The 25,743-nt window shown below is 70.8% G+C and carries 28 protein-coding genes; 16 read left to right on the forward strand and 12 right to left on the reverse strand.

Annotation, left to right across the window (positions count from 1 at the left end; genetic code table 11):
• Positions 1-2: 2 nt before the first annotated feature.
• A complete protein-coding gene (locus AB0E78_RS20895) occupies positions 3-686 on the reverse strand; it encodes a HEAT repeat domain-containing protein (RefSeq protein ID WP_361834329.1) in 684 nt (227 codons plus the stop codon).
• A gap of 131 nt (positions 687-817) precedes the next feature.
• Here AB0E78_RS20895 and argC point away from each other — a divergent pair, with 131 nt between their 5' ends.
• Genes argC through AB0E78_RS20920 form a run of 5 tightly spaced genes read left to right on the forward strand, consistent with a single transcriptional unit; the run spans position 818 to position 5,702 of the window.
• Positions 818-1,846: an N-acetyl-gamma-glutamyl-phosphate reductase gene (gene argC / locus AB0E78_RS20900; RefSeq protein WP_361834332.1), complete on the forward strand. Its 1,029-nt coding sequence runs from the start codon at positions 818-820 to the stop codon at positions 1,844-1,846.
• A complete protein-coding gene (gene argJ, locus AB0E78_RS20905) occupies positions 1,843-2,997 on the forward strand; it encodes a bifunctional glutamate N-acetyltransferase/amino-acid acetyltransferase ArgJ (RefSeq protein WP_361834334.1) in 1,155 nt (384 codons plus the stop codon). Before argC ends, argJ begins: the two co-directional genes overlap by 4 nt.
• Entirely contained in the window at positions 2,994-3,935 is a 942-nt protein-coding gene (gene argB, locus AB0E78_RS20910) for an acetylglutamate kinase (protein WP_361834337.1), read from the forward strand. Before argJ ends, argB begins: the two co-directional genes overlap by 4 nt.
• Complete coding sequence (locus tag AB0E78_RS20915) at positions 3,932-5,140, forward strand: acetylornithine transaminase (RefSeq protein ID WP_361834340.1); 1,209 nt, start codon at positions 3,932-3,934, stop codon at positions 5,138-5,140. The genes argB and AB0E78_RS20915 overlap by 4 nt, the downstream gene beginning before the upstream one ends.
• A 7-nt stretch (positions 5,141-5,147) precedes the next feature.
• Positions 5,148-5,702, forward strand: coding sequence for an arginine repressor (locus AB0E78_RS20920; RefSeq protein WP_361834342.1), 555 nt, complete (start codon positions 5,148-5,150; stop codon positions 5,700-5,702).
• Positions 5,703-5,707: 5 nt separating this feature from the next.
• Here the strand turns inward: AB0E78_RS20920 and AB0E78_RS20925 are convergent, their stop codons facing one another.
• The 8 genes from AB0E78_RS20925 to AB0E78_RS20960 form a co-directional block, all read right to left on the reverse strand.
• Positions 5,708-5,962 carry a hypothetical protein gene (locus AB0E78_RS20925; RefSeq protein ID WP_361834345.1) on the reverse strand — a complete coding sequence of 85 codons (255 nt, stop codon included), beginning with the start codon at positions 5,960-5,962 and terminating at the stop codon, positions 5,708-5,710.
• An 88-nt stretch (positions 5,963-6,050) separates the two neighbouring features.
• Positions 6,051-7,034 (reverse strand): PfkB family carbohydrate kinase, encoded by a 984-nt coding sequence (locus AB0E78_RS20930; RefSeq protein ID WP_361834348.1) that lies wholly within the window; start codon positions 7,032-7,034, stop codon positions 6,051-6,053.
• A complete protein-coding gene (locus tag AB0E78_RS20935; protein ID WP_361834349.1) occupies positions 7,031-8,497 on the reverse strand; it encodes a cytosine permease in 1,467 nt (488 codons plus the stop codon). The genes AB0E78_RS20930 and AB0E78_RS20935 overlap by 4 nt, the downstream gene beginning before the upstream one ends.
• A 59-nt stretch (positions 8,498-8,556) precedes the next feature.
• Complete coding sequence (locus AB0E78_RS20940) at positions 8,557-9,561, reverse strand: ADP-ribosylglycohydrolase family protein (RefSeq protein ID WP_361834351.1); 1,005 nt, start codon at positions 9,559-9,561, stop codon at positions 8,557-8,559.
• Positions 9,558-10,277 carry a GntR family transcriptional regulator gene (locus AB0E78_RS20945; RefSeq protein ID WP_361834354.1) on the reverse strand — a complete coding sequence of 240 codons (720 nt, stop codon included), beginning with the start codon at positions 10,275-10,277 and terminating at the stop codon, positions 9,558-9,560. Before AB0E78_RS20945 ends, AB0E78_RS20940 begins: the two co-directional genes overlap by 4 nt.
• Before the next feature lie 71 nt (positions 10,278-10,348).
• A complete protein-coding gene (locus AB0E78_RS20950) occupies positions 10,349-11,332 on the reverse strand; it encodes a bile acid:sodium symporter family protein (protein WP_361834357.1) in 984 nt (327 codons plus the stop codon).
• A 116-nt stretch (positions 11,333-11,448) separates the two neighbouring features.
• Positions 11,449-12,162 carry a L,D-transpeptidase family protein gene (locus tag AB0E78_RS20955; protein ID WP_361834359.1) on the reverse strand — a complete coding sequence of 238 codons (714 nt, stop codon included), beginning with the start codon at positions 12,160-12,162 and terminating at the stop codon, positions 11,449-11,451.
• Between the two features lie 3 nt (positions 12,163-12,165).
• Complete coding sequence (locus AB0E78_RS20960) at positions 12,166-12,753, reverse strand: pyridoxamine 5'-phosphate oxidase family protein (RefSeq protein WP_361834362.1); 588 nt, start codon at positions 12,751-12,753, stop codon at positions 12,166-12,168.
• 139 nt (positions 12,754-12,892) lie between these two features.
• On the opposite strand from AB0E78_RS20960, the gene argH reads away from it, so the two are divergent.
• From argH to AB0E78_RS20980, 4 genes are all read left to right on the forward strand, one after another.
• Positions 12,893-14,323, forward strand: a complete 1,431-nt coding sequence (gene argH, locus AB0E78_RS20965; RefSeq protein ID WP_361834365.1) for an argininosuccinate lyase — start codon at positions 12,893-12,895, stop codon at positions 14,321-14,323.
• A gap of 96 nt (positions 14,324-14,419) precedes the next feature.
• Positions 14,420-15,394: an aldo/keto reductase gene (locus AB0E78_RS20970; RefSeq protein ID WP_361834367.1), complete on the forward strand. Its 975-nt coding sequence runs from the start codon at positions 14,420-14,422 to the stop codon at positions 15,392-15,394.
• A gap of 97 nt (positions 15,395-15,491) precedes the next feature.
• Positions 15,492-16,043, forward strand: coding sequence for a TetR/AcrR family transcriptional regulator (locus AB0E78_RS20975; RefSeq protein ID WP_361834369.1), 552 nt, complete (start codon positions 15,492-15,494; stop codon positions 16,041-16,043).
• A complete protein-coding gene (locus AB0E78_RS20980) occupies positions 16,040-17,581 on the forward strand; it encodes an MFS transporter (protein WP_361834372.1) in 1,542 nt (513 codons plus the stop codon). Before AB0E78_RS20975 ends, AB0E78_RS20980 begins: the two co-directional genes overlap by 4 nt.
• A 157-nt stretch (positions 17,582-17,738) precedes the next feature.
• Here AB0E78_RS20980 and AB0E78_RS20985 read toward each other — a convergent pair whose 3' ends face one another.
• Positions 17,739-18,359: a lysophospholipid acyltransferase family protein gene (locus tag AB0E78_RS20985; protein WP_361056899.1), complete on the reverse strand. Its 621-nt coding sequence runs from the start codon at positions 18,357-18,359 to the stop codon at positions 17,739-17,741.
• A gap of 477 nt (positions 18,360-18,836) precedes the next feature.
• Here AB0E78_RS20985 and AB0E78_RS20990 point away from each other — a divergent pair, with 477 nt between their 5' ends.
• The 3 genes from AB0E78_RS20990 to AB0E78_RS21000 all read left to right on the forward strand — a co-directional run bounded on the left by AB0E78_RS20990 (position 18,837) and on the right by AB0E78_RS21000 (position 21,143).
• The gene (locus tag AB0E78_RS20990) at positions 18,837-19,997 is read left to right on the forward strand and encodes a glycerophosphodiester phosphodiesterase (protein ID WP_361834374.1); all 1,161 of its coding nucleotides are present in this window, start codon (positions 18,837-18,839) and stop codon (positions 19,995-19,997) included.
• A gap of 89 nt (positions 19,998-20,086) precedes the next feature.
• Positions 20,087-20,602 carry a sigma-70 family RNA polymerase sigma factor gene (locus tag AB0E78_RS20995; RefSeq protein ID WP_361834376.1) on the forward strand — a complete coding sequence of 172 codons (516 nt, stop codon included), beginning with the start codon at positions 20,087-20,089 and terminating at the stop codon, positions 20,600-20,602.
• A 37-nt stretch (positions 20,603-20,639) separates the two neighbouring features.
• The gene (locus AB0E78_RS21000) at positions 20,640-21,143 is read left to right on the forward strand and encodes a GNAT family N-acetyltransferase (RefSeq protein ID WP_361834378.1); all 504 of its coding nucleotides are present in this window, start codon (positions 20,640-20,642) and stop codon (positions 21,141-21,143) included.
• 16 nt (positions 21,144-21,159) lie between these two features.
• Here AB0E78_RS21000 and AB0E78_RS21005 read toward each other — a convergent pair whose 3' ends face one another.
• Together AB0E78_RS21005 and AB0E78_RS21010 are read right to left on the reverse strand one after the other, a co-directional pair.
• Entirely contained in the window at positions 21,160-21,579 is a 420-nt protein-coding gene (locus AB0E78_RS21005; RefSeq protein WP_361834380.1) for a hypothetical protein, read from the reverse strand.
• Between the two features lies 1 nt (position 21,580).
• The gene (locus AB0E78_RS21010; protein WP_361834381.1) at positions 21,581-21,940 is read right to left on the reverse strand and encodes a hypothetical protein; all 360 of its coding nucleotides are present in this window, start codon (positions 21,938-21,940) and stop codon (positions 21,581-21,583) included.
• 70 nt (positions 21,941-22,010) lie between these two features.
• Here AB0E78_RS21010 and AB0E78_RS21015 point away from each other — a divergent pair, with 70 nt between their 5' ends.
• The 4 genes from AB0E78_RS21015 to AB0E78_RS21030 all read left to right on the forward strand — a co-directional run bounded on the left by AB0E78_RS21015 (position 22,011) and on the right by AB0E78_RS21030 (position 25,741).
• Entirely contained in the window at positions 22,011-22,658 is a 648-nt protein-coding gene (locus AB0E78_RS21015) for an HAD family hydrolase (RefSeq protein ID WP_361834384.1), read from the forward strand.
• Positions 22,659-23,064: 406 nt separating this feature from the next.
• The gene (locus tag AB0E78_RS21020) at positions 23,065-24,123 is read left to right on the forward strand and encodes an ATP-binding cassette domain-containing protein (protein ID WP_361834385.1); all 1,059 of its coding nucleotides are present in this window, start codon (positions 23,065-23,067) and stop codon (positions 24,121-24,123) included.
• Positions 24,120-24,851 (forward strand): methionine ABC transporter permease, encoded by a 732-nt coding sequence (locus tag AB0E78_RS21025; protein ID WP_361834388.1) that lies wholly within the window; start codon positions 24,120-24,122, stop codon positions 24,849-24,851. Before AB0E78_RS21020 ends, AB0E78_RS21025 begins: the two co-directional genes overlap by 4 nt.
• Before the next feature lie 56 nt (positions 24,852-24,907).
• Positions 24,908-25,741 (forward strand): MetQ/NlpA family ABC transporter substrate-binding protein, encoded by an 834-nt coding sequence (locus tag AB0E78_RS21030; protein ID WP_361834390.1) that lies wholly within the window; start codon positions 24,908-24,910, stop codon positions 25,739-25,741.
• Positions 25,742-25,743 lie beyond the last annotated feature (2 nt).

Below are 25,743 nucleotides of genomic sequence, written 5' to 3' on the forward strand. Positions count from 1 at the left end.
CCCTATCGTCCCTCCTGGCCGGGCCCGCCGAGAGCCACGACGCGCTTCGCCTCCTCGATCGCGGCCTCGAACCCGGTGTCGGGGTCGCGCAGCAGCCGTTGGGTGGCGAGCGCATGCGTGCGCACGCGCGGGTCGGGGCCCTTCGCCGCGGCAAGGAGAACCGGCGCGATCACTTCCCCCAGGCCGACCAGCGCCCGGCTGAGGCTCACCTGCGTCTCCCGCCCACCTCGCCCGAGCTGCGTCGCCAACGCCGTGGCCAGCGCGCCCTCCTCGCCCTCCGGCACGAGGACCACCGCGGTCCGCCAGGCGCTGCGCGCCACCTCGTCGTCGGCGTCGGACAGAAGCGCGGGTGTGATCGCCGGCCACGCCCGCCGGTCCCCGATCTTGGACAAGGTGTGCAGCGCCTGACTCCGTGCCTGCGCCCCCTCCGAGCGGACCTCACGGAGCAGCCGGGGAAGCGTCATGGACACCGGGTGGCGGGTGAGCGCCCAGGTCAGCATGTCGCGGACGAAGAACTCGGGCTCGACCGCGCAGCGCTCGACGAGCCGGTCGACGAAGCGCGGGCCGGGCGTCGTGCCGACCGCCAGGGCGGCCCGCAGCCGCACGGACGAACGCTCGTCCGCCAACCCCTGAAGCAGCCCCTGGAGCGCTCGTACCGCATCCGTGTCCTGTCGCGTGATCGTCATCGTGACCACCTCCTTGGCGAGCAGTGAAGACCTTGACACGGTGACAAGGTCAACCGGGGCGGCGGCACCGGAACCTCGTTGCATAAAACTGCGCTGATACGTATAGTCATGCCATCTAGGAGGAGGGTTCCATGGCGGTACGCGCAGCAGTGGCGGGAGCGAGTGGGTACGCGGGCGGTGAATTGCTGCGTCTGCTGCTCGTCCACCCCGAGGTGGAGATCGGCGCCCTGACCGGCAACTCGAACGCGGGCCAGCGCCTGGGCGCGCTGCAGCCGCACCTGATGCCGCTCGCCGACCGCGTCCTGGAGCCGACCACCGCCGAGGTCCTCGCCGGACACGATGTCGTCTTCCTCGCCCTGCCCCACGGCCAGTCCGCCGCCGTCGCCGAGCAGCTCGGCCCGGACGTCCTCGTCGTCGACATGGGCGCGGACTTCCGGCTGAAGGACGCGGCCGACTGGGAGAAGTTCTACGGCAGCGAGCACGCCGGGACCTGGCCCTACGGCCTGCCCGAGCTGCCGGGAGCGCGCGCGGCCCTCGAGGGGTCCAAGCGCATCGCGGTGCCCGGCTGCTATCCGACCGCCGTGTCGCTCGCGCTCTTTCCCGCGTACGCCGCCGGGCTCGCCGAGGCCGAAGCGGTCGTCGTCGCCGCTTCCGGGACCTCGGGCGCGGGCAAGGCGGCCAAGCCGCATCTGCTGGGCTCCGAGGTCATGGGCTCCATGTCGCCGTACGGCGTGGGCGGCGTCCACCGGCACACCCCGGAGATGATCCAGAACCTGTCGGCCGCCGCGGGCAGCCCCGTCACCGTCTCCTTCACGCCCACGCTGGCCCCGATGCCCCGCGGCATCCTCGCCACGTGCAGCGCGAAGGCGACGCAGGGCGTCACCGCCGAGTCCGTGCGGGCCGCGTACGAGAAGGCCTACGCGGACGAACCGTTCGTGCACCTGCTCCCCGAGGGGCAGTGGCCCGCGACCGCCGCCGTGTACGGCTCGAACGCCGTACAGATCCAGGTCGCGTACGACGAGGCCGCGGGCCGCGTCATCGTGATCAGCGCCATCGACAACCTGACCAAGGGCACCGCGGGTGGCGCCCTGCAGAGCATGAACATCGCCCTCGGCCTCGACGAGGCCACCGGGCTCACCACGATCGGAGTGGCACCGTGAGCGTCACGGCAGCACAGGGATTCACGGCGGCGGGCATCGCCGCCGGAATCAAGGAGAACGGCAACCCGGACCTGGCCCTCGTGGTCAACACCGGGCCCCGCCTGGCCGCCGCGGGCGTCTTCACCTCCAACCGCGTCAAGGCCGCCCCCGTCCTCTGGTCGGAGCAGGTCGTCAAGGGCGGGCTCATCTCGGCCGTCGTCCTCAACTCCGGCGGCGCCAACGCCTGTACGGGCCCCCAGGGCTTCCAGGACACCCACGCCACCGCCGAGAAGGTCGCCGAGACCCTGGACCTGAACGCGGGCGAGGTCGCCGTCGCGTCGACGGGACTCATCGGCGTCACGCTCCCCATGGACAAGCTCCTGCCGGGCGTCGAGGCCGCGGCCGGTGAACTCTCCGCGCACGGCGGCGAGAAGGCCGCCATCGCCATCAAGACCACCGACAGCGTGCACAAGACGGCCGTGGTCACCGGGGACGGGTGGACGGTCGGCGGCATGGCCAAGGGTGCGGGCATGCTCGCCCCCGGACTCGCCACGATGCTCGTCGTCCTCACCACGGACGCCGATCTCGAAGCGGACGTCCTGGACAAGGCGCTGCGGGACGCCACGAAGGTCACCTTCGACCGCGTCGACTCCGACGGCTGCATGTCGACGAACGACACCGTGCTCCTGCTCGCCTCCGGTGCCTCACACGTCGCCCCGGAGTACGCCGCGTTCGCCGAGGCCGTCCGTACGGTCTGCGACGACCTCGCCCGCCAGCTCATCGGCGACGCCGAGGGCGCGAGCAAGGACATCCGGATCGAGGTGGTCAACGCCGCCTCCGAGGACGACGCCGTCGAGGTGGGCCGCTCCATCGCCCGCAACAACCTCCTCAAGTGCGCCCTCCACGGCGAGGACCCCAACTGGGGCCGGGTGCTCTCCGCCATCGGCACCACGAAGGCCGCCTTCGAGCCCGACCTGCTGAACGTCGCCATCAACGGCGTCTGGGTCTGCAAGAACGGCAGCGTGGGCGAGGACCGCGACCTCGTCGACATGCGGTACCGCGAGATCCGGATCACCGCGGATCTCGCGGCCGGCACCGCCGAGCCCGTCGTGATCTGGGCCAACGACCTCACCGCCGACTACGTCCACGAGAACAGCGCGTACTCCTCATGAGCGGCAACACGAACGGCAACACGAGCGGCAATCCGACCGCGCGGAAGCACACCGCGCTCCCCAAGGCGCAGATCCTCATCGAGGCGCTGCCCTGGCTGACCCGGCACCGCGGCAAGACCGTCGTCATCAAGTTCGGCGGCAACGCCATGGTCGACGAGGAGCTGAAGGCCGCGTTCGCGCAGGACGTCGTGTTCCTGCACCACGCGGGCCTCAGGCCCGTCGTCGTGCACGGCGGCGGACCGCAGATCAGCGCGGCCCTGGACCGGCACGGCATCGTCAGCGAGTTCAAGGCGGGCCTGCGGGTCACCACCGAGGACGCCATGGACGTCGTACGCATGGTGCTCGCGGGCCAGGTCCAGCGCGAGCTGGTCGGACTGCTCAACCAGCACGGCCCGCTCGCCGTCGGCCTCACCGGCGAGGACGCGCACACCATCACCGCCACCAAGCATCAGCCCCGCATCGAGGGCGAGTTGGTCGACATCGGCCGCGTCGGCGAGATCACCGAGATCGACACCGGCGCCATCGAGGCCCTGCTCGCCGACGGCCGTATCCCGGTCGTCTCCTCGATCGCCCGTTCACAGGATGACGGACATGTCTACAACGTCAATGCTGATACGGCGGCTGCGGCACTTGCGGCTGCGCTGGACGCAGAGACCCTGATGGTCCTCACGGACGTCGAGGGGCTCTACGAGGACTGGCCGAACAGCGACGAGGTGATTAGCCGCCTGACCGCGAAGGAGCTGGAGAAGCTCCTTCCCGAGCTGGCCAGCGGCATGGTCCCCAAGATGGAGGGCTGCCTGCACGCCGTGCGCAACGGCGTCGAGACGGCCCGCGTGATCGACGGACGGGTCCAGCACTCGATCCTGCTGGAGATCTTCACCGACGAGGGCATCGGCACGATGGTCGTGCCCGACGCAGAGGGGGATGTGCGGTCGTGACGGGAAACCAGGAGCTGACGCAGCGCTGGCAGGACGCGCTGATGGACAACTACGGCACGCCCAAGCTGCCCCTCGTCCGCGGCGTGGGCAGCAAGCTGTGGGACGCCGACGGCAAGGAATACGTCGACTTCGTCGGCGGCATCGCGGTCAACGCCCTCGGCCACGCCCACCCGGCGGTCGTCGAGGCGGTCAGCACCCAGATCGCCTCCCTCGGCCATGTCTCGAATCTCTTCGTCGCCGAGCCGCCGGTCGCGCTCGCCGAGCGGTTGCTCCAGCTCTTCGGGCGTCCGGGCCGGGTGTACTTCTGCAACTCCGGTGCCGAGGCCAACGAAGGCGCCTTCAAGATCGGCCGGCTGACCGGGCGTTCGCACATGGTCGCCACCGAGGGCGGCTTCCACGGCCGCACCATGGGGGCGCTCGCGCTCACCGGCCAGCCCGCCAAGCAGGAGCCGTTCCTGCCACTGCCCGGCGACGTCACGCACGTCCCGTACGGCGACGTCGAGGCCCTGCGGGCAGCGGCCACCGAAGAGACCGCCCTGGTCGTCATCGAGCCCATCCAGGGCGAGAACGGCGTGATCGTGCCGCCCGCGGGCTACCTCAAGGCCGCCCGCGAGATCACCACGGCCACCGGAACCCTCCTCGTCCTCGACGAGGTGCAGACCGGAATCGGCCGTACCGGCCACTGGTTCGAGTACCTCGCGCACGAGGGCGTGGAACCCGACGTCGTCACGCTCGCGAAGGGTCTCGGCGGTGGCCTGCCGCTCGGCGCGACGGTCGCGTTCGGCGCGGCGGCGGAACTCTTCAAACCCGGTCACCACGGAACGACGTTCGGCGGGAACCCGGTGGCCTGCGCCGCGGGGCTCGCCGTACTCGACACGATCGAGGCGGACGGGCTCCTGGAGAACGTGAAGCGGGCGAGCGAGAAGCTGCGTGGCGGAATCGAGTCGCTCGGCCACCCGCTCGTGGGCCATGTCCGGGGCGCGGGCCTGCTGCTGGGTATCGTGCTCACCGAGCCGCTCGCGCCCCAGGCGCAGCAGGCGGCTCAGGACGCCGGCTTCCTGGTGAACGTGCCCGCCCCCGATGTCGTACGGCTGATGCCACCGCTGAACGTGCGCGACGACGAGGTGGACGCGCTCCTGCGGGCCCTGCCCGGCGTGCTTGACCAGGCCACCGCGGCCGACGGGGACGGACGATCCGGAGAATGAGACGACGATGAGCCAGGCGCAAGGCAACGAGCACGCGGAACACCCGGATCACGCCGGGCCCGCTGTGCCGCAGACCCGCACCGCACGCCACCGCCGGATCGTGGACATCCTCAACCGGCAGCCGGTCCGCTCCCAGAGCCAGCTCGCGAAGCTGCTCGCCGACGACGGCCTCACGGTCACCCAGGCGACGCTCTCGCGGGACCTGGACGAGCTGAACGCGGTGAAGATCCGCAATGCCGAGGGCGACCTCATCTACGCGGTGCCCAGCGAGGGCGGCTTCCGCACGCCTCGGGCGCCGCTGGGGGAGTCCGCCAAGGAGGAGCGGATGCGCCGCCTCTCCGCGGAACTCCTGATCTCCGCGGAGGCCTCGGCCAACCTGGTCGTCGTGCGCACCCCGCCGGGCGCGGCACAGTTCCTCGCCTCGGCGATCGACCAGGCGGAGCTGCACGACATCCTGGGCACGATCGCGGGCGACGACACCCTGATGCTGATCAGCCGGGAGGCCACGGGAGGCCAGGCACTGGCGGACCACTTGCTGCGCCTGGCCTCGAACGAGCACTGACGTCCTCACCACGCCGGACGGGCTGGATTCTCCAGCCCGTCCGGCGTCGGGATGCTGGTCGCCGCCGACCACAGACGCTCCGGCGAGCGGGAGGAACGCCTCACCCAGGCGACCGCCAGCATCCCCGGCGCCATCTTCTGGTTCCTGCTCGCCACCCTCACCATCACCGTGATCACCGCGCTGCTCACGACGACCCTGCGCATCATCCGGGACGTGGACCGGCCGTTCGACGGCATCACCGAGGTCGAGCGCCAGGCCACCCGTGACGTCCTCGCCCACCACAAGGCCGCCGAACTGCCCTGCGACGACCAGGGCAAGCGACTGCGGGCCCAGTTCCTGGGGATCCGGTCACATGGTTTCTCGGCCCAGCAGCCCGCCCAGGGGGTCGTCCCCCAGAAACGCCACCAGCTCCGCAAGACCCGGCGCCGTGGCCGGACCCCGCCGGGTCACCGCACAGGCCGCCGCCGCGTTCGCGCCGCGCGCCGCCGTCAGCGGATCGAGGCCCCGCCCCAACAGGGCCAGGAACGCGCCCACATGGGCATCCCCCGCCCCATTGCTGTCCACGGCGTCGACCGGGAAACCGGGGACGTGCACCACCCCGTCCGCGCCCGGCGCAGCCAGCCAGCACCCGTCCTTGTCGGCCCGCACGAGCACCCCGGCCCCCGGCGCGAGCCGCCCGCGCAGTTCGGCCGCCGCCTCCCGCGGAAGGGAGACGCCCGTCATCAGGCGGGCCTCCCGCGCATTGCAGCTCAGCCAGTCGGTCCGGGCAAGGACCGGATCGAGGACGGCGGCGGGGATGTCGGCGACCAGCGGCGCCGGGTCGAAACAGACGCGCACATCGGACGGCAGCCGCGCCGCGAACGCGGAGAGCAGCGGGCCGTTGGTCTCCATCACGAGGCTGTACCCGGAGAGCTGGACCGTGTCGCCGGGCCGCAGCGCGTCCGCGACGGCGGCCGTCTCCGCGGCCGTCATCCGCGCGTCCACGCCGAAACTGGTCACGAACGTCCGCTCGCCCCCGGCATCGACCAGCGCCACACAGAACCCCGTGTCCCCGTCCGTACGGACCGGATGCAGGGTCTCGACGCTCTCGTCTGCGAGGGAGCGGCGGACGAGGTCGCCGTAGGGACCGGTCCCGTGCAGCCCCGCGTACACCGCCTCGGCGCCGAGGCGCCGCGCCGCCGTCAGGGCGTTGAAGCCGCCGCCCGCGTACAGCTCCGTACGGGAGCCGATCACGTCGCCGCCCCGTTCGGGCAGCGCGGGGACCTCGATGACGAGGTCGGCGATGACGTTCCCCGCGAGGACGAGGCGAGGCGACGGTGCGGTGGTGCTCATCGGGTGGACTCCTCAAGTGTGGGGGCCAAGACGGGAGTTGACGGGGCGTCGCGTCCGCCGAAGAGGGCGTACACCGCCGCGCCCACCCCTATCGAGACCGCCCAGCCGAGGCCGTTGGCGCCGGGCCAGGTGTCGGCCAGCGGCCCGGAGAACCACACGTCGTCCGCGCCCGTACCGGCGGTGGTGAACAACAGCCCCGAGACGATCGCCGCCACCCAGGCGAGCACGGCGGACAGCCGGAAGCCGCCGTTGTACCAGTAGCGGCTGGTCCGCGAGGTGTCCATCAGGCCCTCGGGGTCGTAGTCGCGGCCCCGCAGCATGTCGACCGCGATCACCCCGATCCAGGCGGAGATCGGCACGGCGAGCAGCGTCAGGAAGGTCGAGAAGGGCCCGTAGAAATCGTCCGCGATCAGCATGAAGTAGATGCCGCCGAGGAACATCAGCACGATGTCGATGACCACGGCCCAGGCCCGCGGCACCCGAAGGCCCAGCGTGATCATGGTGAGGCCCGCCGAGTACGTCGACAGGTGGTTCGACATCAGCAGGCCGCCGAAGGCCGCGATCAGATACGGGATCGCCATCCAGGACGGCAGCATCGCGTTGATCGCGGAGACCGGGTCGGACGAGGTGGCGAGCGAGGGGTCGCCCGCCGTCAGGAGCGAGCCCAGCGAGATGAGCAGCACCAGCGGGATGCCCGCGCCGAACGCGGACGCGGTGACCAGGCGGCGCCCCGGGATCGCACGAGGGAGGTAACGGGCGTAGTCCGCACCGGCGTTGGCCCAGCCGATGCCCGTGCCCGCGGCGATGAAGCCGATGCCCGCGATGACACCGCTGCTCGGTCCGGCCGGGGCTTCGAGGACCTTCGACCAGTCGACGGTCGCGACCAGGAAGCCCATCACGATCAGGTTCAGTACGCCGAAGAGGACCGTCGCCCACTTGTTGATCCACATGATCGTGGTGTGCCCGAGGCCGCTGATCAGCAGCGTGCAGGCGATGAAGACCAGCAGGCAGAGCACCGTCAGGAAGGAGTTCTTGTCGACTCCGAAGGCCACCCCGAGCAGCGCGAGGAGCGCGTACGCCGCCGTGGTCGTGGTGATCGTCTCCCAGCCGACCCGGCTCAGCCAGGAGACCAGGGTCGGGCCCGCGTTGCCGCGCTGCCCGAACACCGCGCGGGAGAGCGTCAGCGCGGGCGCCCCGCCCTTCTTGCCCGCCAGGCTCAACGCCCCCACCAGCGCGAACGATCCGAACGAGCCGACGATCGCGACCAGCGCGGCCTGCCAGATGTTCAGTCCGCGAAAGGCGACGAGCGTCGCCCCGAGCGGCAGCCCCAGGATCGAGATGTTGGCGGCGAACCAGGTCCAGAACATCTGGCCCGCGTGGCCGTGACGCTCACTGTCGGGGACCGGCTCGATCCCTCGGGTCTCTACGGTGCCGACCGACACGTTCTTCGTCGAAGCGGTCATGACGGAACCTCCTTGCGCGATACGTGGGGCGGGGAAGCGGGGGTCCTGGACGGGGAGATTCAGCGGTGGGTGAGCAACTGGGCCGTCAGCGGCTCCAGTTCGAGGCTGTTGACCGTACGAAGGGTGCGTACGGCATCGGCGGGCAGCCCGGAGAGCCCGCGCACCGATCCGGCGACCGCGCCCGCGATCGCGCCGATGGTGTCGCTGTCGCCGCCGAGGTTCGCGGCGAGGAGCGCGCTGCGCCAGGGATCTCCGCCGGTCAGCGCGAGCACCGCGAACGCGGCGGGCACCGACTCCTGGCTTGCGACGCTGGTGCCGATGAGCGCGACGATGCGGTCGAGGGCCGTGGCCTCGTCCAGGCCGTCCACCAGCTCGCGGGCCCAGGCGACGCGGGCGGCGATGTCGGCGCCTGCGATCCAGTTGCCGCGCCGGGCACCGGCCTCGGCGGCGGCGGTCGCGGCCCGGAACGCCTCGTCGAGCGTGCCGCCCGCGACGCCCGTGCTCACCGCCGCGGCGACGGCCGCGGCGCCCGCGATGCCGATGTTCGTGTCATGGGTGACCTGGCAGGACTCCACGACCCGGTCGAGGAAGTCCGGCAGCGGATCGGCGGCGAAGGCGATGCCGACCGGGGTGACGCGCATCGCGGCGCCGTTGGTGGTGCCGTACCTGCCCGCCTCCTTGGGGTCGGTGCCGCCCGCGACGGCGTCCAGGGCGGCCTTGGTGGACGGGCCGAGCAGGTCGAAGGAGCCCTTGGCCTTCATCTCCCGCTCCCAGGAGAGGAGTTCGTCGGCGAACCGCAGCGGGTCGACGTGGCCGCCGCCCTCGACGAGCAGCCGCGCCACGATGACCGCCTGGTCGGTGTCGTCGGTGACGGCACCGGCGGGCATGCCCGCGCTCACCGGGTTGTCGTCCCGGGCGGGTTCGAACCCGGTGAGGGTGCCGTAGACGCGGACGACCTCCTCGCGGGACATGACCTGGGTCGGCATGCCCAGGGCGTCGCCCAGCGCGAGTCCGTAGAAGGCGCCGAGCGCGCGGTCGAGAAGGTCGGGCGGTGCGGTGGTCACGAGTGGCCTCCTCGGCCGGTGCGTACGTGCAGTTGGAACCGGGCAGGGTCGAGCAGGCTCGTCACCTGCTCCACGACCTCCCCATCGGCGTCGCGGAAGACCTGGGCGAGCCGGATGAACGATGCGCCGGGGGAGCGGTGAAGGAGCTCCGCGTCCTGGCCGCCGAGGCCGGACACCGTGATGTGGGCGTCGCTGGACGCGGCGATGTGGCCCGCGGCCAGCAGGGTCCGGTTGAGGGAGCCGCCGTCGAGGCCGCGTTCGGGCAGGTCGGCGAGGGCGGGCACCGCAGGGACGCGGCTGCGCTCCAGGGAGACGCCGGCGCCGTCGGGCAGCCGCCTGACGCGGTCGAGGGCGATGAAGCGCACGTCCGTCAGACCGAGTTCGGCGGCGAGCTCCGGGTCGGCGGTCCTCTCGAAGCGCAGGGTGTCCGTGGAGAGTTCGGTGCCCTGGTCGGCGAGCGCCCGGGTCCAGCCGAGCTGCTGGTCGAGCGGGGTCCCGTCGAACGTGACGATCGAACCGATCCCGGCGTGCGTCTCGATGAGCCCCTGCTCGCCGAGCGCGCTCAGCGCCTGCCGCACGGTGGTGCGGCTGACCCCGAACCGCTCCCGCAGGGCGTGTTCACCGGGGAGACGGCTGCCGTCGGCGTGCACCCCGGCGCGGATCTCGTCGGCGAGTACGTGCGCGACGCGATGATGCTTATGAACCTGTCCAGGCATGTCTAAAAGGTAAGCGGAGCCGATCCGTCCCGTCTATGGCTGCCGGAAGATTCTTTGCTGGGGGAGCGCGGTCAGGCCTGCTCGGCCCGCTGCTCCGTCCGCCGCGCCCGGTGCGACATCCAGGCGGCGACCAGGGCCCCCGAGACGTTGTGCCACACGGAGAACACCGCGGCGGGCAGCGCGGCCAGCGGACTGAAGTGGGCGGTGGCGAGCGACGCGGCGAGCCCCGAGTTCTGCATGCCGACCTCGAAGGCCATGGCACGCGAGGCCGGCGGGCCGAGGCGGGCCAGCTTGCCCGCGCCGTAGCCGAGCGCCAGGCCGAGGCCGTTGTGCAGGACGACGGCGAGGAACACGAGCAGGGCGGCCGACTTGATGGCGGCGGCGCTGCCCGCGACCACGACAGCCACGATGACGGCGATGGTCAGCGCGGAGAGCCAGGGCAGCGCGCTGAGTACCCGTCCGATGTAGCGGCCGAACAGCAGCCGTACGACGAGACCGGCGAGGACCGGGAGCAGCACGGTCTTGAGGATGTCCGTGACCATCGACCCCGCGTCCACGGGCAGGTACTCACCGGCGAGGAGCAGTGTCAGCGGCGGGGTGATGAGCGGGGCGAGCACGGTCGAGACGGTGGCGACGGACACCGAAAGCGCCACGTCACCGCGCGCCAGATAGGTCACGACGTTGGACGCGGTCCCGCTCGGCGCACAGCCGACCAGGATCACCCCGGCCGCCAGCTGGGGGGAGAGCCCGAGCGCGTGGGCGATCAGCCAGCCGAGCCCCGGCATGATCACGTAGTGCGCGACCAGGCCGAGCGCGACGGCCCAGGGCCGCTTGACGACGCCCTGGAAGTCGAGCGGGGTCATGGTGAGCCCCATGCAGAACATCACGAGCCCCAGGAGGTACGGGACGTTCGTGCCCCAGCCCTTGAAGGTGTCCGGCGTCAGCAGGCCGAGCGCGCCCGCGGCGAGCACGAGGACGGGAAAGACCGTGACGGCGAGGCGGGCCGCCTTGTCGCCGCTCTCCGTTGAACTGGGGATCGTCTGTTCGGTTCGCACCCGGCGATGCAACGCCGCCGCGGAGTGCGGACGCAACCGCGTCTCGATATGTGGTCGCTACACGGAGCTGCCGGGGCGGTGCGGCGGGGTGGTTCGGCGGCGCTTTCCGGCGGGTGTCAGTACCGGGTGACGGCGGTGGCCCCCGACTCCGTACCGATCGCCATGTGCGGTCGCCCCTCCGGCTCTGCCCAGCGCAGGATCCGGGTCATGGCCTCGTCCGGCACGGATACGCAACCCGCCGTCGCCCCGCGGCCGTTGACGTGCAGGAAGATTCCGGCGCCGCGTCCCCGTACCGGGCGGTCGTAGTTGAAGCCGATCACCAGGGCGTGCGCGTACTGGGGGTCGTAGGTGATGAGGTGTTCGGACTCGGTGGCGCGGCAGTCGGCTGGGCGGGGTCGGGTCCAGCGGTTGTAGGAGCGGGACTCGTTGTCCTGGCACCACCAGGAGTTCTTCGTGACCCGGCGGTACGGGTAGTCCGTGCCCGGCGGCTCGGCCCTGATGCCGAAGGCGTACGGGAGGCGGAAGAGGCCGGTTGGGGTGGTGTTCGTGCCCTGCTTGCGCGTGGCGCCCTCCGTCAGGCCCTTCGCGCCGAACCTGGCCGGGGCGGACCCGGACTTCAGCCACCGCCCGCCGCGCCGGTCCCACCACGTGACCGTGCCGGTGGTGGAGCCGGTGCGCGCGGCCTTCGCGGTGATGAGCTGGGTGCCGCCGCCCGTGTCGGCCATCCGGTCCGGCAGCGGGGGGCCCGCGCCGGGGGCGGCGCCGAGGGTGCCGGTGACGGCGAGCACGAGGGCGGCTGCGGACGCGAGGGCGGCGGCACGGGGGCGCATGGCTCAGACCGTAGTGGGCGGCAGGGGCAGCGGCAGCCCGGGCAGGCCGTCCATGCTCTGCGCGATGTGCTCCTTCTTGGCGAAGTACGCGCTCAGCGACGCGTCGTCCTCGCGGGCGAAACGCCGGGCGTGCAGGTCGCGGTCTTCGTCGTACGACATGTAGGGCACCGCGTATCCGCAGGAGTCGCGGACGAGTTCGGCCGTCACGACGATGATCGCCCGCAGGCCGTGCTGGGTCGGGTCGATGGCGGGGAAGTGCCCGAGCAGCTCCGCCCAGCGCGGGTCGTCGCGGAAGACGGGTTCGCCGCGGCCGTGCACCCGGACGATGTTCGGCGGGCCCTGGAAGGCGCACCACATCAGGGTGATGCGGCCGTTCTCGCGCAGGTGCGCGACGGTCTCCGCGGTGCTCCCCGCGAAGTCCAGATAGGCCACGGTGTGTTCGTCGACGACGGCGAACGAGCCGGTGAGGCCCTTGGGGGAGAGATTGACCGTCCCCTCACCCGAAAGGGGCGCGGTGGCGGTGAAGAAGAGAGGCTGGGCCTCGATGAACGAGCGGAGTCTGCCGTCTATGCGTTCGTAGGTCTTTCCCATGTCGAAGGATTATTCGTCAGAGGTACTTCGCCTGTCTAACGACTTCGCGCGATGTCTCACGCCGTGGCTGGATTGACGAAACATACGGAGCACTGCATACTCATGCATAACGGCGAATGCAGGGTAAGGAGCACGTGAAGTGAGCAGCAACAACGGCGGTGACGTCCGGCTCTGGGGCGGCCGGTTCGCGGACGGTCCGGCAGAGGCCCTGGCCAAGCTGTCGGCATCGGTCCACTTCGACTGGTGCCTGGCGCCGTACGACATCGCCGGTTCCCGCGCCCACGCGCGCGTGCTCCACAAGGCGGGGCTCCTCACCGAGGACGAGCTGACCCGCATGCTGGGCGGCCTCGACCAGCTGGAGGCCGACGTGGCCGACGGCTCCTTCGTGGGCACCATCGCCGACGAGGACGTGCACACCGCCCTGGAGCGGGGTCTGCTCGAACGCCTCGGAGCGGACCTCGGCGGCAAGCTCCGCGCGGGCCGCTCCCGCAACGACCAGGTGGCGACGCTCTTCCGGATGTACCTGCGGGACCACGCCCGCATCATCGGCGGCCTGATCGCCGACCTCCAGGGCGCGCTCATCGGCCTCGCCGAGGCGCACCCGGACGTCGCCATGCCGGGCCGCACGCACCTCCAGCACGCCCAGCCCGTGCTCTTCGCGCACCACGTCCTGGCGCACGTCCAGCCCCTCGCCCGGGACGCCGAACGCCTACGGCAGTGGGACGAGCGGACGGCCGTGTCGCCGTACGGCTCGGGCGCGCTGGCCGGCAGCAGCCTGGGTCTCGACCCGGAGGCCGTCGCCGCGGACCTCGGCTTCGAGCGCGGGAGCGTGGGCAACTCCATCGACGGCACCGCCTCGCGGGACTTCGCCGCCGAGTTCGCCTTCATCACCGCGATGATCGGCGTGAACCTCTCCCGGATCGCCGAGGAGATCATCCTCTGGAACACGAAGGAGTTCTCCTTCGTCACGCTCCACGACGCGTTCTCGACCGGCTCCTCGATCATGCCGCAGAAGAAGAACCCGGACATCGCCGAGCTGGCGCGCGGCAAGTCGGGGCGGCTCATCGGCAATCTGACGGGCCTGCTGGCGACGCTCAAGGCGCTCCCGCTCGCGTACAACCGCGACCTCCAGGAGGACAAGGAGCCGGTCTTCGACTCCTGCGACCAGCTGGAGGTCCTGCTCCCCGCCTTCACCGGCATGATGGCGACACTCACCGTGCACCGCGAGCGCATGGAGGAGCTGGCCCCGGCCGGGTTCTCGCTCGCCACGGACATCGCCGAGTGGCTGGTCAAGCAGGGTGTGCCGTTCCGGGTGGCGCACGAGGTCGCGGGTGAGTGCGTCAAGGAGTGCGAGGCGCACGGCATCGAGCTCGACCAGCTCACGGACGAGCAGTTCGCGAAGATCTCCGAGCACCTCACCCCCGAGGTCCGCACCGTCCTGAACGTCCCCGGCGCTCTCGCGTCGCGCGACGGCCGTGGCGGCACCGCCCCCTCGGCCGTCGCCGCCCAGCTCGCCGAGGTCAAGGCCGACCTGACGGTCCAGCAGGAGTGGGCAGCGGCGCGCACGTGACGCCGGATCCGCGCGTACCGCGTTGACGTGGGCATCGCGGGTTACGTTGGTCGTCTTCCGCAAGGAGCCGAAGGAGCCGACCGAACGGAGCCCGCGATGCCTTTCTCGCGCCTGGCCGCAGCGACCACCCCCACCGCCCACATCGGGTTCGGCCTCGCCGCCGTCGGCAGGCCCGGCTACATCACGCTCGGCCGTGACGCCGACCTGCCGCCCTCACGCAGCGTCGAGGCCCTGCGCGAGCGCACGCTCGAACTCCTCGACGCCGCCTACGCGCTGGGCGTCCGGTACATCGACGTCGCGCGCTCGTACGGCCGCTCCGAGGAGTTCCTCGCCGACTGGCTGCACGCCAGGCCCGACATCCGGGACGTCGTGATCGGCAGCAAGTGGGGCTACACGTACACGGCCGCCTGGAACGCCGACGCCGCGGGTCCGCACGAGGTCAAGGACCACAGCGTCGCCGCGTACGTCCGCCAGCGCGAGGAGAGCGCCGAACTGCTCGGCGAGCGGCTCGACCTCTACCAGATCCACTCCGTGACCCCGGAGAGCCCCGCGCTCAACGACAAGGAACTGCACGCCGGGCTGGCCGAGTTGGCGGCTTCGGGCGTGACGGTCGGGCTCTCGGTCAGCGGCCCCCAGCAGGCGGCCGCGATCCGTGCCGCCCTCGAAGTGACCGTCGACGGCGAGCCGCTCTTCCGTACCGTCCAGGCGACGTACAACGCCCTGGAGACCTCGGCGGGCCCCGCACTCGCCGAGGCCCACGACGCGGGGCTCACCGTGCTGGTCAAGGAGGCCATGGCCAACGGCCGCCTCGCCGGCCCGCAGGCCCCCGCGGCCCTGCGCGAGATCGCCGGGGCGAACGGGCTCGGCAGTGACGCGGTGGCCCTCGCCATGGTCCTGCGCCAGCCGTGGGCGGGCGTGGTCCTCTCCGGCGCCGCCACCTCGGTCCAGCTCGTCTCGAACCTGCACGCGGCGGCCGTCGACCTCGACGCCGGGCAGCTGGAGCGGCTCGCGGGCCTCGTGGAGGAGCCCGCCGCGTACTGGGAGCGGCGCGGGCAGCTGCCCTGGCACTGATTCCGCCCGTTTCGCGACCCGCGTGTGCGCGCCCTGCGGGTGAGTGGCGCGCGTATCTCGTGAGACAAAAATGTCTCATGTGGATTATGCTTGTCTCATGTCAGTCGATCGCGATCAGGTGCTGCGCAGCGCCGCCGCCCTGCTCACCCGCAAAGGCTCCGCCACGATGGACGAAGTGGCGCGCGCCGCGGGGATCAGCCGGGCCACCCTGCACCGCCACTTCGCCGGACGCGACGCCCTCGTGCGCGCCCTGGAGGAGCTCGGCATACAGGAGTGCGAGGCCGCCCTGGAGGCGGCCAGGCTCGGCGAGGACAGTGCCGAGGAGGCGCTGCGCCGCCTGGTGAAGGAGTTCCAGCCGGCTGCGGGCCTGCTCGCGTTCCTCGTCACCGAGAACCAGCTCTTCGAGGACGACGCCCAGCACGAGGGCTGGTCCCGGCTCGACGACAGCATCGGCGCGCTCTTCCGGCGCGGCCAGGAGAGCGGCGAGTTCCGCATCGACCTGAGCCCCGCCTGGCTCACGGAGGCGCTGTACGGACTCATCGGCGCCGGCGCCTGGGCCGTACTGGACGGCCGCGTGGCCGCCAAGGACTTCACACACATGATCGCCGAGCTGCTGATCGGCGGCGCACAACGGAGAGTGGAACCATGACCAGCATCGAACAGCGGACGGCGTCGACGGAGGTCGAGCGCAGTCCAGGGCGCTGGCTCGCGCTCGCCGTGCTGGTCCTGGCCGTGCTGCTCGTCGCCGTGGACGCGACGGTGCTCGGCCTTGCCACGCCGTACATCAGCGAGGACCTCGAGCCGACCGGCACCCAGCTGCTGTGGATCGGCGACGTGTACTCGTTCGTCATCGCCGGTCTGCTCGTCTCCATGGGCAGCCTCGGCGACCGCATCGGCCGCAAGAAGCTCCTGCTGATAGGAGCCGTCGCCTTCGGCGGTGTCTCGGTCCTCAACGCCTACGCGACCACTCCCGAACTGCTCATCCTGGCCCGGGCGCTGCTCGGTGTCGCGGGTGCGACGCTGATGCCGTCCACGCTCGCGCTGATCCGGAACATCTTCCACGACCCGCGCGAGCGCAGTCTCGCGGTCGGCATCTGGGGCGCGATGGCGTCGGCCGGTGCCGCCGTCGGACCGGTCGTCGGCGGATTCCTGCTCGAACACTTCTGGTGGGGCTCGGTCTTCCTGATCAACCTGCCGGTGATGGCCGTGCTCGTCCTGGTCGGCATCAAGCTCCTGCCCGAGTCGAAGAACCCGGCGCCGGGCCCCTGGGACCTGATCAGCGTCGTGCTCTCACTCATCGGCATGATCGCCATCGTGTACGCCATCAAGGAGGCGGCGGCGCACGGCATCCGCTGGGACATCGGGGTGGCGGCCGTGCTCGGCGTGGCGGCGCTCACCTGGTTCGTGCGGCGCCAGCTCACCCTGACGGCACCCCTCCTGGACATGCGCCTCTTCCGCAACCGGGGGTTCTCCGGGGCGGTCCTCGCCGACCTCCTCACGGTGCTCGGGCTCTCGGGCCTGGTCTTCTTCCTCTCGCAGTTCCTGCAGCTCGTGCAGGGGCGGCGGCCGTTCGAGGCGGGCCTCGCCGAACTGCCCGCCGCGGTGGGCGCGGTGGCGGCCGGTCTGATCGCGGGCATGGTCGCGCGGCGGTTCTCCGTGCGCGCGGTGGTGGCCGGCGGCCTGGCGGCGGTGGGCATCGCCCTGGCGGCGCTCACCACCCTGAGCCAGTCCACCGGGTATCCGCTGCTCGGCGCCTCGCTCCTGGTGGTCGGCATCGGCGCGGGCTTCTCGTTCACGGTGACCGCCGACGTCATCCTCTCCAGCGTGCCCAAGGAACAGGCGGGCGCCGCGTCCGCGGTCTCCGAGACGGCGTACGAACTGGGCGCGGCACTCGGCATCGCGCTGCTCGGCTCCATCGTGACCGGCGTCTACCGCGACTTCACCGCCCCGGCGGGTACCCCGCCCGAGGTGGCGTCGGCCGCGCACGAATCGCTGGGCGGCGCGGTGGAATCCACGGCGGGTCTCCCGGCCCACCAGTCCGAGGAGCTGCTTGCCTCGGCCCAGGACGCCTTCGTCGACGGCCTGCGGCTGGCCTCCGGCGTGGGCGCGGCGGTCCTGCTCGCCACTGCCGTGGCGGCGTGGTTCCTCCTGAAGGGCTCAAAGCTGGAGGACGGCATCGAGCACTGAGAGGCGCTCCGTAAGGGGCGCGGGGCTGTGCCATGGTGCGGCTCCGCCGCGTGGGCGCGACCGGCCACGCACGGCCCGCGGACGACGAAAACGCCCGCCTCGGCGCCGGGGAGTGCCCGGCGCCGAGGCGGGCGCACAGCAAGCCGGTTCCCGGCGGCTACGCCGCCTTCGCCTTCGTGGCGTACATGTCCACGTACTCCTGACCGGACAGCTGCATGACCTCCGTCATCACGGAGTCCGTCACCGCCCGCAGCACATAGCGGTCGCGGTCCATGCCCTCGTAGCGCGAGAACTCCATCGGCTCACCGAAGCGCACCGTCACGCGGCCCGGACGCGGAAGTCCCTTGCCGCCCGGCTGGAGCTTGTCCGTGCCGATCATCGCGAAGGGGACGACGGGCGCGCCGGTCATGAGGGTCAGCCGGGCGATGCCCGTACGGCCGCGGTACAGACGGCCGTCGGGGGAGCGGGTGCCTTCGGGGTAGATGCCGAAGAGCTTGCCCTCCTCCAGGACGCGGCGCCCGGTCATCAGGGCGGCGACGCCGCCGTGGCCGCCGTCGCGGTCCACGGGGATCATGCCGGAGCCGGTGAAGAACCAGGCCATGAGGCGGCCCTTGAGTCCCTTGCCCGTGACGTACTCGTCCTTGCCGATGAAGTACACCGGGCGCGGGCAGACGAGGGGCATGATCATCGAGTCGATGAACGTGAGGTGGTTTCCGGCCATGATGACCGGACCGGTGCCCGGAATGTTCTCGGCGCCTTCCACCCGAGGGCGGAACATCAGACGCAAGATCGGTCCGAGCACAGCCTTGATGAGCGCGAGACGGGACAACGGGCCCTCCGGTGTCAACGGGTCGACGACGAGTATGTGCAGGTGAGGACGATACTCGCGGGTCCCCGCTCACCGCACATCGGGTTCACGTACTCGATACGCAGAGTTGACTTCCACGTGCGTGGTGCAGCCCTCGGTGCGCCCTCCCTGTGACGACGTTATCCCTGTGTGAGGCATGTGGCTCGTCCTAGTGGTCCTTGTCACGCACCGCGGTCACGCGCTGCCACGGAGTTCGGAGGTATTCCGGGCCGGACCGAAGCCGACCGACCCGGACCCAAGGTCAGCCGAACGGACCCCCTCCCGCACACCAGTCGCCATACGGCGTCACCCTTCCGTTCGGTCCAGGGTCTCCCGTCCGTCACGTGGGGCCACCTACGATCGTCCCGCTTTGTCAGGTGCAAGGCAGTACATCGGGAGGAGTGCTCAATGGCTACGCAGAAGTCGGGTCGGCCGGAGTCCGGGGAGCGGCGGCCGGGACGGCGCGCGGTACTCGGAGCGGCGGTCCTCGGGGCGGGCACAGCCGTCGTAGGACTGCCCGGCGTGGCGAGAGCCGACGCGAAGCACGGGCACGACGACCTGCCGGTGCCCACGATCGTCGCGCACCGCGGCACCAGCGGCTACCGGCCCGAGCACACGCTCGGTTCGTACCAGCTCGCGCTCGACATGGGCGCGCACGTCATCGAGCAGGACGTGGTGCCCACCAAGGACGGCCATCTCGTATGCCGTCACGAGAACGACATCACCGCGACGACGGACGTCTCCGCGCACCCGGAGTTCGCGTCCCGCAAGACCACCAAGTCCGTGGACGGCGTCTCGCTCACCGGCTGGTTCACCGAGGACTTCACGCTCGCCGAGCTGAAGACGCTGCGCGCCAAGGAGCGCATCCCGGGCACGCGCCAGCGCAACACCCTCTACGACGGCCGCTGGGAGGTGCCCACCCTGGAGGAGGTCTTCCGGTGGGCCGACCGGCAGGGACGTGAGCGCGGCAGGCGGGTCTGGCTGCACATCGAGACCAAGCACCCCACGTACTTCCGCAAGCTGGGCCTCGGCCTGGAGGAGCCGCTCGCCAAGCTCCTGCGCAAGTACGGGCGGCACAAGAAGAACTCGCCGAACTTCCTGCAGTCCTTCGAGCCCAGCAGCCTCCAGCGCCTGAACAAGCTGGTCGGCCCGCCGCTCGTGGTGCTCCTGTCCACCGCGGGCTCCCGCCCCTGGGACTTCGTCGAGGCGGGCGACCCGCGCACCGTCGCCGACCTCATCAAGCCCGAGGGCCTGAAGTGGATGGCGTCGTTCGCGCAGGGCATCGGCCCGACGCTCGACCTGATCATCCCGAAGAAGGCGGACGGCAGCCTCGGCACCCCGACCACCCTGGTCAAGGACGCGCACGAGGCGGACCTGATCCTGCACCCGTACACGATGCGCAACGAGAACACCTTCCTGCCCACGAACTTCAGGAAGGGCACCGACCCGAACGCCTACGGCGACGCCTTCGGAGCCTTCAAGGCGTACTTCGAGACGGGCATCGACGGGCTCTTCTCCGACAACTGCGACACCGCCCTGCTGGCCCGCGAGGACTTCGTCAACAGCTGATCGTCCGGCCCCGGTTGGGGTGATAGACGGCCGCTCCGGCAACCTCCTGCCGGAGCGGCCGCGTCACGTCTTGCATGACTCGGCCCTGCATGACTCACTCGCTCATCCCCGCGTTGCGTCCGCTCCTCGCCGCCGAGGCCTCCGCCGCCGCGCACGGCTCCGGCACCGACCCCGGCGACCTCGAACAGGCCGTCTGGCTGCGCCTGCTGGAACGCATGGACGCCGCCGACCCACCCGCCGACCCGGCCACCTGGCTGCGCGCCGCCGTCGCCTCCGAGGCGCGCCGCACCCGGCGTACGGAGGAACGCGAAGTGGCGTACGCGACCGAGCCCGCCGACGACTCCGAGCGCGGACCCGAACAGCGCGCCCTGCGGGCCGACCGCGACCGCACCCTGCACGCGGCGGTACGCAGACTGCCCGGCCGCTGCCCCGGTCTCATGGCGGCGCTGCTGTCCCCCAAGGACCTCACCTACCGGGAGATCGCAGGTGAGTTGGGAATGTCACAGGGCAGCCTGGGGCCTGAACGTTCCCGTTGCCTGGGATGCCTGCGCAGAATGCTCGCGGCGGAGGTTGCGGCTCCTGAACCCTGGGGAAAGGAGCGATAGACAACCGGCGGAGCAGGTGAGCGGGAGGCATGCACACATGGGCATGAGCGTGACCATCTCGGAGGCGGGCGGACAGGACGCCGAGAAGATCCTCAAACTGCAGTACCTGTGCTACCAGAGCGAGGCCGAGCTGTACGGCGACTATTCCATCGAGCCGCTCACCCAGTCCCTCGACTCCATCCAGACCGAACTGACCGCCGGCAGCGTGCTGGTGGCCCGCCTCGGGGACGAGGTGGTCGCGTCGGTGCGCGGCACGGTCGACCCCGACGGAACGGCGCGGATCGACAAACTCATCGTCCACCCCAGGATGCAGCGCCACGGTCTGGGCGGCCGGCTCCTGGACGCGATAGAGAGGCACCTGGGGGAGGGCGGCACCGCCAAGTGCTTCCAGCTCTTCAGCGGCCATCGCAGCGAGCAGAATCTCCAGCTCTACCGCAAGCATGGGTACGCCGCGGTCGGCACCGAGCACGTGAACGAACGGCTTACGCGGATCACCCTCGCCAAGGACGTCGACGCGCGCGCCTTCGTGGCCAGCGCCTAGGCGCGGCCCGCGTCCCTCACGGGGCCTTGCGGGCCTTGTTCAGCCAGAAGATCCCGGTGATCGGCAGGATCACCGGGATGAACAGATAGCCCATCCCGAAGTCCGACCACACCGTGGCGTCGGGGAAGGCGGAGGGCTCGACGAGCGTCCAGGTGCCCACCGCCAGGACGCCCACCAGCTCGGCGGCGCAGCACACCAGCGCCGCCCTGCGGGCCTTCTCGCCGCCGCGCACGAGCGAGTACGTGATGAAGCCGTAGACGAGACCCGCGAGCGCGGACAGCGCGTACGCCAGCGGCGCCTTGTGGAAGTCCGTCGAGATCTGGACGGCGGAGCGCGACACGGCGCCGACCACCATCACCCCGTACAGCCACACCAGCAGGATGCCCGGCCCGGTGATCAGCTTCTGCTTCTGCTCCTCGGGCTCCGTCACCGTCACCTCAGCCTCCCCAGATGTCGTAGAGCCGCACTTCGAGCACGGCCAGGACCACGCCACCCGCGGCGACGGTGATGGAGCCCCAACGGGTGCGCTCCGCGAGGGACATGAAGCCCGCAGCCGGGATGCAGGCGAAGGAACCGATCAGATACGCCACGAAGATCGTCGTGCCCTGCTCCGGCTTCTCGCCCCGCGCCAGCTGGACGATGCCGACGATCAGCTGGACGGTGGCCAGGAACGTCACCACACCCATGCCGATGAAGTGCCAGTCCTTGGTCGGCTGGTCCCGGTAGGCGGCGAAGCCGCACCACGCGGCGAGGGCGAGCGCGGCCACGGCGGTCGCGATCGTCAGGGCAACAAGCATGCCGTGACTTTATTACGGGCCCTATGACCCGATGCGCGCACCCCAGGGGTGCCCCGTACGCTCGAACACCATGAAGATCCACGCTGAAGCGCTCCTGTTCGACAACGACGGCACCCTCATCTCCTCCATGGAGTCGGTGTACCGCTGCTGGAGCCGCTTGGCGCAGGAGTACGGGATCACCGCCGAGGTGTTCGATCGGGTCGAGCTGCACGGCAGGCCCGCCGCCGAGATCATCGCCGACATGCTGCCCGCCGAGCGCGTGGCCGAGGCCGTCGCCCGCATCGAGGAGCTCGAGGTCTCGGACGTCGCGGGCGGCGTCGTGCTGCTGCCCGGCACCCGTGAGCTGCTGGAATCCCTGCCGCCCGAGCGCTGGGCCGTTGTCACCTCCGCCGGACGGCGGCTTGCCGAGGCCCGGCTCGCGGAGGTCGGCATCGACGCCAAGATGGTGATCGCCGCCGACGACATCACGCGTGGCAAGCCCGACCCGGAGCCCTTCCTGCTCGCCGCCGCGAAACTGGGCGTCGACCCGGCCCGCTGCGTCGTCTTCGAGGACGCTCCCGCGGGTCTCACGGCGGGGCGCGCGGCCGGCATGACCACCGTGGCGTTGGCCACAACTCACACCGCGGGCGAGCTCTCCGCGGACATCGTCGTGAAGGACCTTTCGGCCGTGTCCGCACTGGCCACCGAGGGGGGCGTGGAGATCACCGCGGAGGGCTGAGCAGCCGCCCCCACGCGTCCGTACCCGTCCAGAAGTTGTCCGTATAGCGGACAACCGTGGCGGGCCTCAGACGCACGCGTGTTTTACTGGTCCACATGACCACGACGAGCAACCGCACCCTTGCGACCGAGGCGATCACGACGCCCGGTGCTCGTTGTATGTGTCGAATGTGCGCCTTCTGAGGGCCCCCGCACCACTCCTGAGCATCGCGCCCCGAAGCGAAGCCGCTGTGCCACGCCCCTATGCGACGTACGCCTTACCGGCGACATGACGTAGGAAGCGAGCCTGCCCCGCGCACACCTCCTCCGGTTCCTTTCGCCACCGCGAGAAACCGTGCCGCGTTCCCCACGAATGCCCCGTGCCCGGCGACAACCGCGCCGCGCACTCGACAGTGACGGAAACCCCTGTGATCACCACTTCCGGCCTTACCAAGGTCTACCGCTCACGCGGTCGTGAAGTAACTGCCCTCGACGGCGTCGATCTGCATGTCCGCGAAGGCGAGGTGTACGGCGTCATCGGCCAGTCCGGCGCCGGCAAATCCTCGCTGATCCGCTGCGTGAACCTCCTGGAGCGCCCCACCGCCGGCACCGTCAGCGTCGCCGGCCAGGACCTCACCGCCCTCGCGGGGCGCGGCAGCCGCGCGAGCAAGGACCTGCGCCGGGCGCGCAGCCGCATCGGCATGGTCTTCCAGCACTTCAACCTGCTGTCCTCGCGCACCGTCAAGGACAACGTCGAGCTGCCCCTGGAGATCCTGGGCCTCAGCGGCGCCGAGCGCTCCCGCAAGGCCCTCGAACTCCTCGACCTGGTCGGCCTCGCCGACAAGGCGAAGTCCTACCCGGCCCAGCTCTCCGGCGGCCAGAAGCAGCGCGTCGGCATCGCCCGCGCGCTCGCCGGCGACCCGAAGGTGCTGCTCTCCGACGAGGCGACCAGCGCCCTCGACCCGGAGACCACCCGCTCCGTCCTGGGGCTCCTGCGCGACCTCAACCAGCAGCTCGGCCTGACCGTCCTGCTGATCACGCACGAGATGGACGTCGTCAAGAGCGTCTGCGACTCCGCCGCCCTCATGGAGAACGGGCGGATCGTCGAGTCCGGCACCGTCACCGAGCTGCTCGCGACGCCCGGCTCCGAGCTGGCCGCCGCGCTCTTCCCCGTCAGCGGCGAGGCCACGGGCACCGACCGCACCGTCGTCGACGTGACCTTCCACGGCGAGGCCGCGACCCAGCCGGTCATCTCCCAGCTGTCGCGCACGTACAACATCGACATCTCGATCCTCGGCGCCGCGATGGACACCGTCGCGGGCAAGCAGGTCGGCCGCATGCGCATCGAACTGCCCGGCCGCTTCGAGGAGAACGTCGTCCCGATCGGCTTCCTGCGCGAGCGGGGACTGCAGGTCGACATCGCGGGCCACGACCCCGTGACCACACCGGAGAACGCCACGCTGCTGGTCAAGGAAGGTGCCAAGTGACCTGGTCGGAGATGCAGCCCCTGCTGGAGCAGGCCTGTTGGGACACCCTCTATATGGTCGGCTGGTCGACGCTGATAGCCGTCGTCGCCGGACTGCCGCTCGGTATCCTGCTGGTCCTCACCGACCGCGGCGGGCTGCTGCAGAACACGGTCCTGAACAAGCTCATCGGGCAGATCGTGAACGTCGCGCGCTCGATGCCCTTCATCATCCTCATGGTCGCGCTGATGGGCTTCACGCGTTGGATCACGGGCACCACGATCGGCCGTGAGGCCGCCATCGTGCCGCTCGCGATCGGCGCGACGCCGTTCTTCGCGCGGCTCGTGGAGACCGCGGTGCGCGAGGTCGACGGCGGCCTCGTCGAGGCCGTGCAGTCGATGGGCGGCAACACCTGGACCATCGTGCGCAAGGTCCTCGTGCCGGAGTCGCTGCCCTCGCTGATCTCCAGCACCACCACGACGATCGTCACGATCATCGGCTACTCGGCCATCACCGGCGCCGTCGGCGCGGGCGGCCTCGGCGACATCGCCATTCGCTACGGCTACCAGCGCTTCGAGACCGAACTGATGTGGATCACCGTCGGCATCCTCGCTGTCGTTATCTCGGTCATCCAGTTCGGCGGCGACTACGCGGCCCGCAGGCTGCACCGGCGCGGCGGCCACTCGGGCGCCGCTCCCAAGCTGCGCCTGCTCAAGCTCAAGACGCCGGCACCCCCGACCCCCTCGATCTGACCCACCCCCGCACACCCCATCGCGGGGCGTACCACCCATGGAGAAAGGCACTTTTCGTGCGTAACACCGCCAAGATCACCACCGCTGTCCTCGCTGCCGGAGCCCTCACCCTCGGGCTCTCCGCCTGCGGCTCCGACAAGGGCTCCGCCGCGGACAAGGACGGCAAGCTCATCGTCGCCGCGACCCCGACGCCGCAGGGCGAGATCCTGGACTACGTCCAGAAGAACCTCGCCAAGAAGGCCGGTCTCGACCTCGAGGTCAAGGAGTTCACCGACTACGTCACGCCGAACACCGCCGTTCAGCAGGGCGAGGTCTTCGCGAACTACTTCCAGCACAAGCCGTACCTCGACGACTTCAACAAGAAGAACGGGACGGACATCGTTCCCGTCCCGAACGCGACGGTGCACCTGGAGCCGCTCGGCGTCTACTCCAAGAACGTCAAGAAGCTCGACGGCCTCAAGAAGGGCGCCACGATCGCGCTCCCGAACGACACCACGAACGAGGCCCGCGCGCTCAAGCTCCTGGCCGACAACGGCCTGATCGAGCTCAAGAAGGGCGTCGGCTACGAGGCCACCCCCAAGGACGTCTCGAAGAACCCCAAGAACCTCAAGTTCAAGGAGCTCGAAGCCGCCCAGGTGCCCCGCTCCCTCGGTGACGTCGACGCCGCGGTGATCAACGGCAACTACGCCCTGGAGGCCAAGCTCAGCCCGGCCAAGGACGCCATCGCCGCCGAGCCCGCCAAGGGCAACCCCTACGGCAACTTCCTCGCCGTGAAGAAGGGCGACGAGAACGACCCGCGCGTCAAGAAGCTCGCCAAGCTCCTCACCTCGCCCGAGGTCAAGAAGTTCATCGACGACAAGTACGACGGTGCCGTCGTAGCGGCGTTCTGATC

It is taken from the genome of Streptomyces sp. NPDC032198, from assembly GCF_040636975.1.
Classification (GTDB): Bacteria; Actinomycetota; Actinomycetes; order Streptomycetales; family Streptomycetaceae; genus Streptomyces.